Origin of the sequence: Paenibacillus yonginensis (assembly GCF_001685395.1) — a bacterium.
In the GTDB taxonomy this organism is placed as follows: Bacteria; Bacillota; Bacilli; order Paenibacillales; family Paenibacillaceae; genus Fontibacillus; species Fontibacillus yonginensis.
On sequence record NZ_CP014167.1, the window covers coordinates 1877226 to 1891550 of the forward strand.

Consider the following 14325-nt stretch of genomic DNA (forward strand, 5'->3'; position numbering starts at 1 on the left):
GTATATGCCTGCTTGTATCAAACAAAAAAAGAAGTGACCCTCATTTGGTTGGCACCAGTAAGGGTCACTTCTCCCGTAAAATAACGATCTACAAGGGTTTGTCCAATTAATACAAAGTCAGATATTGATCGCGTTCCCAGTTGTGAACTTGCGTGCGGAACATATCCCATTCGATTTCTTTCAACTCGTAAAAATGGGTCACCGCATGCTCGCCGAGCGCGCTTACGATTACTTCGCTACGGATGAGTTCGCTGAGCGCTTCCTTCAGATCGGACGGCAGGCTTGGGATGCCTTCTTCCAAACGTTCTTCTTCCGACATCACATAGATGTTGCGGTCGATCGGAGCCGGCAGCGGAAGTTCGTTTTTGATGCCGTCAAGGCCGGCTTTCAGCATAGCAGCAAGCGCCAGATAAGGGTTGGCAGCCGGATCCGGGTTACGAACCTCAATACGAGTGCTCAAGCCGCGGGATGCCGGAATACGGATCATCGGGCTGCGGTTGCTCGCAGACCATGCCACATAACAAGGCGCTTCGTAGCCAGGCACCAGACGTTTATAAGAATTCACCGTAGGGTTGGTAACGGCAGCCAATGCACGAGCATGCTTCAAAATTCCCGCCATGTAATGACGAGCCTCATTGCTCAAGCCCAGTTCGTCGCTTTCATCATAGAAGGCGTTCTCGTCGCCGCGGAACAAGGACTGGTGACAGTGCATACCGGAACCATTCACGCCAAACAATGGTTTTGGCATAAATGTGGCATGTAGACCATGCTGGCGGGCAATCGTCTTCACAACCAGCTTAAAGGTTTGAATTTGATCCGCCGCATGAATAGCGTTGGCATATTTAAAGTCGATCTCGTGTTGGCCAGGCGCCACTTCATGGTGGGAAGCTTCGATTTCAAAGCCCATTTCCTCCAGGCAAATTACGATCTCCCGGCGGCAATTCTCGCCAAGATCCGTAGGAGCCAGGTCAAAGTAACCGCCTTGGTCGTTCAGTTCAAGTGTAGGATTGCCTTTCTCATCTGTTTTGAACAGGAAAAATTCCGGTTCCGGGCCTACATTCATGGAGGAATAGCCCATTTCTTCCGCTTCCTTCAGGACCCGTTTCAGAATCCCGCGCGGGTCGCCGGCAAAAGGCGTGCCGTCCGGCATATACACGTCACAAATCAGACGGGCAACGCGGTCGGTAGTCACCCAAGGGAAAATCACCCAGGTGCTCAAATCCGGATAAAGATACATATCCGATTCTTCGATGCGGACATAACCTTCAATAGAAGAACCGTCAAACATCATTTTATTGTCCAGCGCTTTCTCAAGCTGGCTTACCGGAATTTCCACATTTTTGATTGTACCAAGCAGATCGGTAAACTGAAGACGAATAAATCGAACATTCTCTTCTTTGGCAATCCGTAAAATATCCTCTTTCGTGTAACTCACAAAACCCTCTCCCTTTCTGGCTATATTGCTTGGTCAGAAACACGATGCCCATTATTGCTTCAATGGAGTGCAGAATAAATAACATCATACTTCCCCAGACTGTCATAAGCGGGAGCAGGAACCCGGTTATGACTTAAAGAAACGGGATAGTTCCCCTTGGATCAAGGAAACCTGACCAGGTCTTCTCCCGGTGACCAACTGCTGTTTAAGCATTCTGTATAATTGCGAATCTGTCAATTCTTTGCGTTTCTCTTCGGTGTCGTCCGTAAGCACGGTGGCATCCTGCGATTCCTTAGCAACCGGATTCATCACTTGCTTAATTCCTGCAATATTAACACCCTTATCGATCAAAGCCTTAATTTCGAGCAGACGTTCAACATCATTAAACGAGAACAACCGCTGGTTTCCAGATGTCCGAGCCGGCACTATTAATTGATGCTGTTCATAATAACGAATTTGGCGAGCCGACAAGTCAGTAAGTTTCATTACAATACCGATTGGGAATAAGGCCATATTTCTCCGTATTTCGTCACCCATCGCTCCTCAACCTTCCAATAATGTTTTTTCTGATTTTCATTTTATGTTACGTTGTCTAACATGTCAAGCTAGAATCAGGTGAACATTATAGGAGATTGATGTCTTTCATCTTTTCAAGTGAAGACAATATAGCATATTTGACATGAGAGTAGGTTAACCCTCCCTGCAGGTAAGCGATGTAAGGCTCTCGAATCGGCGCGTCGGCGCTAAGCTCCAGACTCCCCCCTTGAATAAATGTGCCTGCGGCCATAATGACAGGATTCTCATACCCCGGCATATCCCAAGGCTCCGGCACAACATGGCCGTCTACCGCCGACGCCTGCTGTACGCCCTGAACGAACGAAATCAGCTGCTCTTCGGAAGCAAAGGAAATCGCCTGAATCAGATCTGTACGCGGTTCATTCCAGCGCGGTTTGGTCACAAAGCCGGCCTGTTCATAGACAGCCGAAGCCAGAATGCTCCCTTTCAGTGCCTGCCCTACAATCGTAGGAGCCATAAACAAACCTTGATAAATGCCGCGTGTTGTACCGAGCATCGCTCCAACCTCTCCGCCGATGCCTGGAGCGGTCAAACGATAGGCCGCAAGTTCTACATATTCGCGTTTGCCGCAAATATATCCTCCTGTTTCGGCCAATCCGCCGCCGGGATTTTTAATCAGCGAACCGGCCATCAAATCGACGCCCACCTGGGTAGGTTCGATCTCTTCGGTGAATTCTCCGTAACAATTGTCTACAAACACGATTAAATCCTGTTTGATTGAGCGCAGTCTGGCGACCATATCCCCGATTTCCTCAACGGTGAATGAACTTCTCCAATCATACCCTCGGGAACGCTGAATCCCGATTACTTTGGTTCTTTCGGTAATCCCGGACGTTACGGCATCCCAATCAACCTTGCCGTCCTCCTGCAGCGCAGCTTCCTTGTAATCAATCCCGAAATCGGCGAGGGACCCCGTTCCGTCTTCCTTCTTGCCAATCACTTTATGCAGCGTGTCGTAAGGTCTGCCCGTAATGTAGAACAGCTCGTCCCCCGGACGCAAAACGCCGAATAAAGCGGTCGAGATCGTATGGGTGCCTGATGCAAAATGGGGCCGCACCAATGCGGCTTCAGCGCCGAACACTTCGGCATAAACCAAATCCAGCACTTCACGTCCCCTATCGTTATAGGCATATCCGGTTGAATTCGAGAAATGATAATCGCTTACCTTATGTTTCTGAAACGCATCAATAACTTTCCACTGGTTGAGGTCGACGATACGGTCGATTTCCGCCATAACGGGAGCGGCCAAAACCTCCGCTTCTTTAACCTTGTTTAAAGTTCCTTCTGAAAAAACGGCCATGCTGCTTTCTACTCTCCTCTTAAATAGCGGCCCATTCCGCCTTGGATTCGGCGATGATGGACCGCTAATGTCACTTAAATGTCATGTATACGTAATTTAACTTATCACTTTACTCTGAAAGGTTCAAGCTTATGTTTCTCCTTCAGGTAATCGCCCTGATTCAGCAGAACACGATAGATCACGTAATCTTCGTCCGTTTCCTGCGCCTCCACCTTGCCGACCCGATGAATCAACGCCCCAAGCTCACCTTGTCCTGCCGGCAGCCTGAAGGTTAACGTTTCACCGGTCAAATGCTCTTGAATCGCAGCCGCTACCTTCTTCAAATCCTCTTCATCATATGCGCTGATCTTCAGTGAAGCCCCGGTAGCAGGCAGCATTTCCAGCTGCTCAGGCCTGCATAGGTCCTTTTTGTTATAGAGGACAATTTGCGGTTTGTCCCCGGCTCCCAATTCATTCAAAATCTCTCCGACCACCCGCATCTGTTCTTCCCGATTCTCGGCCGAAGCATCCACCACATGCAGGATCAGGTCCGCTTCAATTGCTTCCTCCAGGGTAGCCCGGAACGAAGCAACCAGATCATGAGGCAAATTCTGAATAAATCCGACCGTATCGGTCAAAACAATTTCTTGGCCGCTTGGCAGGACCAGGTTTCGTGTTGTCGGGTCGAGTGTGGCAAACAGCTGGTTCTCTACGTAAACATCTGCCTCCGTAAGCTGCTTGAGCAGCGTCGACTTGCCCGCATTCGTATAACCGACGAGCGCTACCTGCACGATGCCCGTTTCCTTGCGCCGCATCCGGTGCAGCTTGCGGTGCCGGGTCACCTCTTCGAGCTGATGCTTCAAGTCGCTGATCCGGCCGCGGATATGGCGCCGATCCGTTTCGAGTTTGCTTTCCCCCGGACCTCTTGTCCCGATCCCGCCGCCAAGCCGGGAAAGGTTCTTCCCGTGCCCTGACAAACGCGGCAGCAGGTAAGACAGCTGCGCCAGCTCCACCTGAATGATCCCTTCACGGGTTTTGGCCCGCTGGGCAAAGATATCCAGGATCAGCTGGGTCCGGTCAATAATTTTGACGTCCAGCTTCTCCTCCAGGTTGCGCACCTGAGCGCCGGACAACTCCTGATCAAAGATTGCCGTATTGGCTCCATACTCGCTGATAAGCTCTGCAAGCTCATCAACCTTGCCTTTGCCAAGGAAAAAGCGGGAATCCGGTGTTTCTTTATTTTGCACCAATTGGCCCCTCACTTCAACGCCGGCCGTTTCAGCCAGGTTCTTCAGTTCCTCAAGCGAGTAATCCGAATCCAGGCCGCTTTTTTTGACTTCATCCGTAATCAAGCTAACGAGGATGGCTCTGTCCGGAATAAGCTGGTTCGTATCGTAGGTCGTCTGTTTCATGGTTCCTATTGCTCCTTTGGATCTCCGCTCGGGCAGAGCGTTTCAGGGCAGCCCCGGTTTCTTCTCCGCCTTCACCTCAACCTTCAAATCCTCCGTTCGGATGGTCATCAGCTCCAGCTTGCCCGGTGAAGATCCGCCATATTGATTAAGCAGCCGTACGGCCTGCTGCCGGATGGAACGTTCAATGACATTGCGAACATACCTCGCATTGCTGAACGCATGCGGGCTTTCCAACTTCTCCGTCAGCAAATGCTGCTTCAGTTTGAGTATCGCCTGCGGCATCAAAATATAATCGCGTTCCTTCGCCATCATTTCGGAAATCTGGATCAGCTGGTCAATCGAATAGTCCGGGAAATCAATCTGAATCGGGAAACGCGACGGAAGCCCCGGATTGGTGTCGAGGAAAAATTCCATTTCATCCGAATATCCGGCCAGGATCAGAATGAACTGATTTTTATGATCCTCCATCGCCTTAACCAGCGTATCTATCGCTTCTTTGCCAAAGTCCTTCTCTCCGCCCCGGGCCAGGCTGTACGCCTCATCAATAAACAGAATGCCGCCCATCGCTTTCTTGACGAGGTCCCGGGTCTTCTGGGCTGTATGTCCGATGTATTCGCCTACCAGATCTGCGCGTTCCGCTTCAATCAAATGCCCTTTGGAGAGCACCCCCATCTTCTGAAAAAGCTTCGCAACAATGCGGGCGACGGTCGTTTTCCCCGTTCCCGGATTGCCGCGGAATACCATATGGAAGACCTGGGCCTCCGACAGCAGTCCCGCATCCGAACGCAGCCGGGCAACCTGAAGCAAAGCAAAAATCTCATAAACCAGGGTTTTGATATTGTCTAGACCAACAAGCTGCTCCAGCTCTTTGCGGATCTCCGCAAAAGCTCCCTGCTGCTGCTTCTCTGCAGACAAAGGCGCGGTTTCCGCATCCGGAACAGCTTGGGATATGACGGGCGGTTCGGAATTGCGCAAAATTACATTGATTTGTCTGGACGGTCTTTCGTCAGAGCGTCCGCTGCCGGCCATGGCACGCCCTTGCATGAAGGCATCACCTCGTTTAAGAGTAAGGAGTTTGATAGCTACTTTTACACTATATTCTAGCTACCCTTACCTTATTAGAAGTTTTGCCTTTGACCGGTCCGGTCCGATCCGTTCAGGTGAAGACCATAGCGATCTGCTGCAGCTTCCATTTGGTGTAGGCAAGCACTTCCCTGGTTTTGTTATAACCTTCGTTCAGAACCCTCGAGTGAACCAGCGAGAGCTGCGGCCATTTGTAGTTCAGCGATCTTGCAATCTCCAAGGAGCGGCGACCGTGGAAATCATGAGTAATAATAATAGCGGTCTTCATGTCCCGTTCCTTCATCATGCGCTGGCTGAACAGCAGATTCTCATAAGTGCTTGTAGCTTTGTTCTCCAGTAAAATGCGATCACCCGGAATGCCGCGCATTTCCAGATATAAAGCCATCCCTTCGGCTTCCGTTCGTTTAGCGGAAGGGTGGTCCAAACCGCCGCTGACGATCAAATAGGGAAATTTCCCCGCACGGTAATCTTGAATCGCTCGGTCCAGCCTTTCCTCCAGCCCAGGGCTGGGGTAATCGTTCCATAAAGCTGCTCCGAGCACGATGCCGACGTCGGCACGTTCTTCGGGTTCCTTGCTGCGTTCGCTTTCGACCTGGAGGGCGGCATAAGCCAGCCATACAGCCAGCAGCAGCAGGAGCAGTCCTCCGCCTTTTGCCAGCGAGCGGTACAACAACTTCTTGTCTCCGGTCCCCAGTGGGCGAACTGATTGTCCTCGCCTGCTCATTGCACGCCTCCACTTTCGCCAAACCACAGCTCATCAAGCTCAAAACCTTGTCTGCAATGATTCAGCGACATCAGGAAATAAGGAAACACATGGGCGTCAATCATGTGGAGCACCTCTCTGGCGGTTTGGGTAGCCAGTCCATAATCGCGCGGCGTAATGACTTTCCGGCCCAGCGCATCGTCAAGCTCGTCCTGATCGAGCAGGAACACTTCTCCGTTGCGCAGCACAACAATATCCAGGTACAGATCGTCAAACCACGGGACTCCCTGATCCGTAACACCTTGATTCTTACATATATCAATATACCATTCCACTATTTCATTCCGGTCATCAAACATCGCCGTTATAATATAATGCGCGTCTTTGGGGTAATACTGCAGCCAGGAATAACCTTTGTCGGCAATACGGAAGGTGTGTCTTCCATAGGTCTTCCAAAGGGGTTCTCTCAGCGCCTCAATACCGTATAACGTAATGTATCCGGAGAAATAAGGATTCTCAACATACCGGGAAGCGAACTTGCGCTGTGTGACGCGCCTCCAGTTCGCGCGGTCTCCGAATTTTCGTTTCATGGTCAAGACCCTTTCAAAGCGTATTAAGTTCAGCTTATCACATTTAACGTTTAGGCTCAAAAAGGGATGTCACTTTTTCATGAAATGATCACCGAAACATCCTTCGTTTCCCTGATAAAAAAAATCAAGCAGGGACCAAAATCCCTGCTTGATTTATAAAAACTGCACCCGTACGCAGATGGCCAGCTTAAGATGAGCAGCCGGCAGCCTGTAGCTTCGCAGGGGTTTATGGATTCCCCAGTGTGTCCGAACCCGTATCCGTATCGTTTCCGGTTCCTGTAGCGGCCCCTTGGTCCGGATTACCCGTTGTCCCGGTTCCCTGTCCGCTCTGTCCATTCCCCTGACCGCTGCCTTGACCCGGGTCAAAAGAAGGGCCTCTCCCGCCGCCGCGTCCGGGCGTATTCGAGGCAGGAGGCTCAACTTGACCTTGTCCTTGTCCTTGGCCCTGCCCTTGTCCCGTATCTCCGCCATTGCCGGTTTCATCAGGTTCGCCCGACTGCGGCGGCGGCGGATTGAATTCCCCATCCGACGGCTGTCCTCCCGGCCAAGTGCTCTCATCAGGAGTGCTTTCGTCAGGAGTTGGTTCCTCGGATGCCGGAGGTTCTTCCTGCGGGACTTCAACTTCCACTTTATTGGAGCCTTCGCTTTCCTGACCGCTGTTCTTATCATAATAGGATACATAATATTGATAAGTTGTTCCAGGCGCGACGCTTAAATCCTCGGCATCGGTCGTCAGCACGCTCATTAGCAGGGAGAAATCCTGCTCTCCGGACGCCTTGCGGTAAATGCGGTATTCGCCGCCGTCCGTCTGGTCTGCCGGCGCGCTCCAGCTAAGTTTGACCGTACCGGTAGAATGATCATAGGAACCGCTCAGTCCCGTTACGCCTTGTGGCGCACTTTCTGTCGGCTCTGGTGTAGACTTCGTTAAATCGGACGGAGTTGGAAAATCCTTGATCGGCACGCCTTGAAGCGCCTCTTTCATGACCGTGCTGAACAGCTTGGCGGCCTCGCCGCTGCTTCCTTTCAGCAGGTGGTTTTTATCCGGCTTGTCATACCCCATCCAGACCGCCGCTGTCCATTCCGGCGTATAGCCGACGAACCAGGCGTCGCGGTTTCGGCTGCTGCCGGAGATGCCGCTTTGCGTTGTACCGGTTTTACCGGCGAGCGGCCGGTCGCCGAGTTTGGCGTTTTTGCCAGTACCATCGGAAATTACGTCCTGCATCATTTTGGTCATGTAATAAGCCGTATCCGCGCTGAGCACTTTCTTCTGCTGCGGATTGCCGTGCTGGTACACAACCGTTCCTTCTTGATTGACAACCTGTTTAATGGAATAAGGCTCGTTATAACGACCTTCATTGCCAAAAACGCTGTAAGCAGCCGCCATCTCCTTGACAGTAGTCCCTTGAGTCAGACCTCCAAGAGCAATGGCCAGGTTGTTGTCATTTTTGTCCAGCTTGATCCCCATTTTCTCCGCGTAAGAAACACCCGTCTTGACCCCGATCTGGTTCAGCAGCCAGACGGCAGGAATATTTTCCGATTTCGTGATCGCTTCGGTCATCCCGATCGTCTTGGAATACCCGTGCAGGTTGGTTGGACAGTAATTGCTGAAGCACTGCTTCTCATTGCTGAGCTGTGAATCCATTGTAAATTTGCCGCTCTCCAAAGCCGGAGCATAAGCCACTATCGGTTTAAAGGACGAACCCGGCTGTCTGCGACTGTTAATGCGGCTGAAGCCTTTACGTTCGTAATCACGTCCGCCAAGCAGGGCCAGAATGCTGCCATTCTCATGGTTCATAATCATCATAGCCGCCTGAACCGGCTGGTCATCAACACTTTTCTCAAACAGATCATCGTTGGCAAACGCCTTCTCGACCGCTTTCTGAGCCTGGGCATCCATCGTGGTATAAATTTTATACCCGCCGCGCACCAGATCGTCTTCGGTAAGATCCGGCATGACGTCTTCGGCTTCATCCATGACATAGTCAAGGAAGGCCAGATAATTCTGCTGTTTGGACGGCGGCTGGTAATCGTAAACCACCTTTTTGGCATGATCCCGCTGCTCGGCCGTGATAAGCCCCTGGTCATACATCAAATCCAGCACTACAGCCCGGCGGGCTGTAGAAGCTTCCGGATGCCGGAGCGGATTATAAGCCGACGGTCCTTTCGGCATCGCCGCCAAGGTTGCCATCTGCCAAATCTCCAGCTTGTTCAGATCGGAGATCCCAAAATATTTTTCAGAAGCGGCCTTTATGCCATAAGTTGTTCCCCCGAAATTAATCCGGTTCAAATACATGGTTAAAATTTCATCTTTAGAAAGCTGCCGTTCAAGCGCCATGGCAATCGACATTTCGGTCGCTTTCCGGAAGAAGGTTTTGTCCCGGGTCAGAAAGATGTTTTTGGCCAGCTGCTGCGTAATGGTACTTCCGCCTTCAACCATGCTGCGCGCCACAACGTCCTTGACGGCCGCCCGGCCGATTGACCAGAAATCAACGCCGCTGTGTTCATAGAACCGTTTATCCTCCGTGGCCACAAACGCCATCTTGAGCAGCTTCGGAATATCCTGGCTTTCTACAGGATCACTTGTCTCCACAGACATTTCACCCATTAATTTGCCGCTGCGGTCAAAGACCTGGGTCGGTCCGTTAACAACCAGTTTATCTCTGTTCGCATCCAGAAGCTTCTCGCCGTTAACCGTAATAAACAGATAACCAATGATTCCACAAATTACGGCTATAGCTATTGTAAAAAACGAGGTCCAAAAAATCATTCGGCCGTTCAGGCGTTTCTTTTTCTTCCTGCCCTTCGGCTGATCCGACATTTTGTCCGGCTTCTTATGGTTGCGTTCCATTCTCGACGGTCTGTCTGTCGGCATAACGTAATGACTCCCTTCCATGCAAAACTTGTTTCCTTGCCCAAAGAAAAGAACAACCTTGGCAGGTTGCTCTATTCCCAGGCGCTATAATATTAACGTTATGGAAATGAAAAAGTTTCAAACGCGGTTTAGCCTTCCTGCTCCTGCATCAGCGAAACATTGCGCTGCGGCTGGAAGGTGGAAATGGCATGCTTGTAAACCATTTGCTGACGGCCATCGCTGTCGATGACAATCGTAAAGCTGTCAAACGCTTTAACTGTTCCTCTGATTTGGAAACCGTTAGTCAAAAAGACGGTAACCGGGATGCTCTCTTTGCGCAATTGGTTCAAGAACGTATCTTGGATGTTAATGGACTTGTTCATTACCGTACCCCCAATAGGATCAATTAGTGTTTGTTGATATATTCAAGAGGAATCCCGAACTTTCCTGCTATTATAGCACGGATCTCGGCCAAATGGTCCGGAAAGTTTTCACCATGCGTCACATCGATCCAGTGGATGTCCTTCATGTGACGAAACCAGGACAGCTGGCGCTTGGCAAAATGCCGGGTATCCCGCTTCAATTTGATAACGGCTTCTCCCAGCGGCAAGCCATCCAGAAGATGCTCGGCAATCTCCTTGTATCCGAGCCCTTGCAGGGACACCAAATCGCGTGAGTAGCCTTTGTCAAGCAGCGATCTTACCTCTTCTACCAAACCTTGTTCAAGCATCAGGTCGATCCGGTCCTCAATTCGTTTATATAGCAATTGACGGTCCATTGTCAAACCGATGATGCATAATTCATAAGGGGAAACCTTCTGCTGGCCGGCCAGCTGGTTCGATAACGTCTGACCGGTCAGATGATAGATTTCCAAAGCCCGGATCACCCGTCTTACATCATTCGGGTGCAGCTTGGCGGCTGATCCCGGATCAACGGCGGCTAATTTCGCATGCAGCGCCTCCGTTCCGTGCTCATCGGCAAACCGCTGCTGCTCCTGCCTGAAAGCTTCGTCCGCTTCGGCTTCCGAGAACTGATATTCGTAGCATACGGACTCCACGTACAAGCCGGTCCCGCCCACAATGAACGGGAGTTTACCACGGGCCGTGATCGCCGGAATCAGCTCCGCGCAGGCGCTCTGGAAGCGGGCTACGGAGAAAGCGTCATCCGGCTCCAGCACATCGATGAGATGGTGCGGCACGCCTTCCATTTCTTGCTCGCTAATTTTAGCAGTCCCAATATCCATACCACGGTAAACCTGCATTGAATCGCCGGAAATAATCTCGCACGAAAAAGATTTGGCAAGCTCTATGCTGAGTTTGGTTTTTCCTACCGCCGTAGGGCCAACCAGAACCAGCAAATTAGGTTTATGTACGCCTGATTCAGCGGTCAAGATGCATCACTCCGTACGTAATTTTGGTGCGGTTCCGCTCAGGGGTCGCGAAGCCCAGCCGTTCAAACTCGCCGCTGTCCCTTTTCTCTTTCAGCACAACCGTCTTGCGGGCTACCCGCCTTGCTTCCGCAATCGCCGCAAGCGACAATGGCTCGCCGTTGGCATAAGCCCGAAGCGGGGAGATTGAAGAAGATTCCAGCGTCGGATCGCGGAACATTGGATCGAAATAGACAATGTCTGCGCTTTTGTCCGGCATTGCTCTGAGGCCCTCCAAATGATCCGTATGGCGCGCCTCGATCCGCTTAAGCGCCTCATTAAACGCTTCGACCTTGGCCCGGTAGGTCCGCAGCCCTTCTTTGAGCAGCATATACAGGGGGAAAGAGCTTTCCAGAGCGATCACTTTCCCCTGCTCGCCCGTGCCCACCGCAAACATCATTGCATCGGCGCCGAGACCGGCCGTGCAATCGACAACAACATCGCCCGGAGCCACACGCGCGGCTTCGAGCATCAGGTCCTTGTCGCCTTTCAGCACCCGTTTGGCGCGGACATAGGACATACTCGGATGAAAGTCCATCGGCCGTTCCGCTTCCCCGGCCAGCCTGACCCCGTTCTCCAGAATGACCAGTATATCCTTGTCTCCGTAACGGGTTCTAAGCTCTTCCAGCGAGCGTCCGGCTCTGCGGACATACAACGCTCCTGGCTCCGATTCGGCCAGTTCCATAGCCCTGCTTACTGTCTTCGGAGATTCGTGCTCTCCGGTTGTTATGATCAAAATTATACCCTCCAATGACATTGCTCAATCGTGCCCGGCACCCGCGCTTTATCTCACGCTCTTTACATCACGCGCTTGAACAGCTTCTCCAGATCATAGCTGGTGAAGGAGACGACAATCGGCCGGCCGTGCGGACACGTATAAGGCTGACGGCAGGCGGCAAGCCGCTTCAGCAGCGTGTTCGCCTCATCCTCCGTCAGCTTCTGGTTGGCTTTGATTGAGGCTTTGCAGGAGACGAGAATCGAAGATTTCTCCCTCAGCTTGGCCAGATCAATCGTCCGTTCATTCAGCACCCATTCGGCCATTTCCTCCACAAGCGCCGCCTCTTCGCCCTGCGGGAACCAATAAGGAAGCGATACGACGCGGAAGGTCTGGCCGCCGAAATGCTCCAGCACAACCCCCACCTGCTCGAACCAATGCAGCCGTTCTTTCAGCTTGGCGCTTTCCGATGGCGTAAATTCGATGGTGATCGGCAGCAGCAGCTCCTGTGAAGCATCGGCCGGCGCTCCAAACTTCTCATAGAAATATTCGTAATTGACCCGTTCATGGGCGGCATGCTGGTCAATCAAATAAAGCCCGGTATCGTTATTTGCAATCAGATAAGTTCCGTGGTGCTGCCCGATATAAGTCAACTCCGGAAAAGCCGGCAGGCCGGCCTGCTCCGCCGGGGATTCATACAGCCGCCCGGCCGCTGCGGGAACAGCCGGATTGCGGTTCACAGAACCGGAAGCAGAAGGCTTCGCGCCCCCTCCGCTCCGGTTCTGCACCGTTCCTCCGGCAGGCCGAACCGCTGATTGGCCTGCCGGCTGCTGGGAGCGGTAGGCGGAATCCGGGTTCCCGTAGCCGTCAAGCTGAGCATAGTCAGGATAAGGATAAGCCTGCGCCGCTGCAGCCTGCTCACGTACCTGCTCATTTAGGCTGGCTGATTGCGCATTGCCTGCATATCCTTTGTCTCCCGGCGGCGCAAGTCCGGCTTGGGCCGCTTCTCCGGTCAGATCCGGTGCCGCTTCCGATTCCGGCGGCGTCCCTTGCCCTCCTGGAAATGGCTCTCCAGCCGAGCCTGAACCGGGTCGGTCGGGCTCCGCAGCTCCATCTATTCCTGCTTGACCAGGCCGAGTCCGGCCTGCCTCCGAAGCGGAATCGCCAAACGGTGCCGCAGAAGGGGCGGAGAAATGGAACTGCTCCTGAATGACGGAATTGCTGCTGCCCCTGCTGATCTTCTGCTTGACGACCTGCGGAATCAGCACTTCCTGAGACAACGTCTCCTTAATAGCCGCTTCGACAAAAGCCGTCAGTTCGGCCTCCTTGCTGAACCGCACCTCCAGCTTGGCCGGATGCACGTTGACGTCCACCAGCGAAGGATGCATCTTCAGCTCCAGCACCAGCAGCGGGTAGCGGCCGATCGGCAGCAGGGTATGGTAAGCCCGCAGGATCGCCTGCTGCAGCGCCGGGTTGCGAATAAACCGGCCATTAACGATCGTCGACATGCCTGCCCGGTTGGACCGGGTCAGCTCGGGCCGCCCGATATAGCCAGTAATCCGGTAATCCGGGTCTTCTGCGGAAATGCTCAGCATGCTTCTCGCCGCGTTATTCCCATAAATCGACGCGATAACCTGAAGCAAATCCCCGTTCCCCTGCGTCTGAAGCAGCAGGTTTCCGTTGTGACGCAGCACGAAGCCGATCTCCGGATGCGCCAGCGCCTGCCGGTACACCACATCGGAAATGTGTCCCAGCTCCGTTTGAATCGTCTTCATGTATTTCAGCCTTGCCGGAGTATTGTAAAATAATTCCTTCACCGTAATATCCGTGCCTTGCGGGGCCGGGGCGTCTTCAGAAGACTTCAGATTTCCGCCTTCGATGACCACCTCGCGTCCCAGCCCGCTGTCGCTGTTCGCTGTAAGCAATTTGACCTTGGCCACCGCCGCGATACTCGGCAGCGCCTCCCCCCGGAAGCCGAGCGTGCGGATCTGATACAGATCGCGGCTGCTGCTCAGCTTGCTGGTGGCATGTCGGTAAAACGCCGTCTCGCAGTCCTCCGGATCAATCCCCGAACCATTATCGGTAATCCGGATGCTGTCCAGTCCGCCTTCCTCGACGCTGACCTCGATTTTGGTCGCTCCGGCGTCTATGGAGTTCTCAATCAGCTCCTTGATCACGGATGCCGGCCGCTCAACCACTTCGCCCGCGGCGATCTGGTTGGCGATATGCTCGTCCAGCACTTGAATTTTCCCCAT

12 protein-coding genes are annotated in these 14325 nt (G+C 52.7%); all 12 read right to left on the reverse strand.

Annotation, left to right across the window (positions count from 1 at the left end; translation table 11 throughout):
- Positions 1-106: 106 nt before the first annotated feature.
- Positions 107-1435 carry a type I glutamate--ammonia ligase gene (glnA, locus tag AWM70_RS08645; protein WP_068695524.1) on the reverse strand — a complete coding sequence of 443 codons (1329 nt, stop codon included), beginning with the start codon at positions 1433-1435 and terminating at the stop codon, positions 107-109.
- Positions 1436-1561: 126 nt separating this feature from the next.
- Positions 1562-1972 (reverse strand): MerR family transcriptional regulator, encoded by a 411-nt coding sequence (locus AWM70_RS08650; RefSeq protein ID WP_068695526.1) that lies wholly within the window; start codon positions 1970-1972, stop codon positions 1562-1564.
- Positions 1973-2057: 85 nt separating this feature from the next.
- The gene (locus tag AWM70_RS08655; protein ID WP_068695528.1) at positions 2058-3311 is read right to left on the reverse strand and encodes a methionine gamma-lyase family protein; all 1254 of its coding nucleotides are present in this window, start codon (positions 3309-3311) and stop codon (positions 2058-2060) included.
- Between the two features lie 104 nt (positions 3312-3415).
- On the reverse strand, positions 3416-4702 hold the full coding sequence (gene hflX / locus AWM70_RS08660; protein WP_068695530.1) for a GTPase HflX: 1287 nt from the start codon (positions 4700-4702) through the stop codon (positions 3416-3418).
- A gap of 42 nt (positions 4703-4744) precedes the next feature.
- Entirely contained in the window at positions 4745-5746 is a 1002-nt protein-coding gene (locus AWM70_RS08665) for an AAA family ATPase (RefSeq protein ID WP_068695532.1), read from the reverse strand.
- Positions 5747-5858: 112 nt separating this feature from the next.
- Complete coding sequence (locus AWM70_RS08670; RefSeq protein ID WP_068695534.1) at positions 5859-6509, reverse strand: YdcF family protein; 651 nt, start codon at positions 6507-6509, stop codon at positions 5859-5861.
- Complete coding sequence (locus AWM70_RS08675) at positions 6506-7078, reverse strand: ribonuclease FAU-1 family protein (protein ID WP_068695536.1); 573 nt, start codon at positions 7076-7078, stop codon at positions 6506-6508. The genes AWM70_RS08670 and AWM70_RS08675 overlap by 4 nt, the downstream gene beginning before the upstream one ends.
- A 226-nt stretch (positions 7079-7304) precedes the next feature.
- Complete coding sequence (locus tag AWM70_RS08680; RefSeq protein WP_068700500.1) at positions 7305-9950, reverse strand: PBP1A family penicillin-binding protein; 2646 nt, start codon at positions 9948-9950, stop codon at positions 7305-7307.
- Positions 9951-10078: 128 nt separating this feature from the next.
- Positions 10079-10312, reverse strand: a complete 234-nt coding sequence (gene hfq, locus AWM70_RS08685; RefSeq protein ID WP_068695538.1) for an RNA chaperone Hfq — start codon at positions 10310-10312, stop codon at positions 10079-10081.
- Between the two features lie 23 nt (positions 10313-10335).
- Positions 10336-11319, reverse strand: a complete 984-nt coding sequence (gene miaA, locus AWM70_RS08690) for a tRNA (adenosine(37)-N6)-dimethylallyltransferase MiaA (RefSeq protein ID WP_068695540.1) — start codon at positions 11317-11319, stop codon at positions 10336-10338.
- Positions 11309-12091 (reverse strand): class I SAM-dependent methyltransferase, encoded by a 783-nt coding sequence (locus AWM70_RS08695; protein ID WP_068695542.1) that lies wholly within the window; start codon positions 12089-12091, stop codon positions 11309-11311. Before AWM70_RS08695 ends, miaA begins: the two co-directional genes overlap by 11 nt.
- A 62-nt stretch (positions 12092-12153) precedes the next feature.
- Positions 12154-14325, reverse strand: coding sequence for a DNA mismatch repair endonuclease MutL (mutL, locus tag AWM70_RS08700; RefSeq protein WP_068700502.1), 2172 nt, complete (start codon positions 14323-14325; stop codon positions 12154-12156).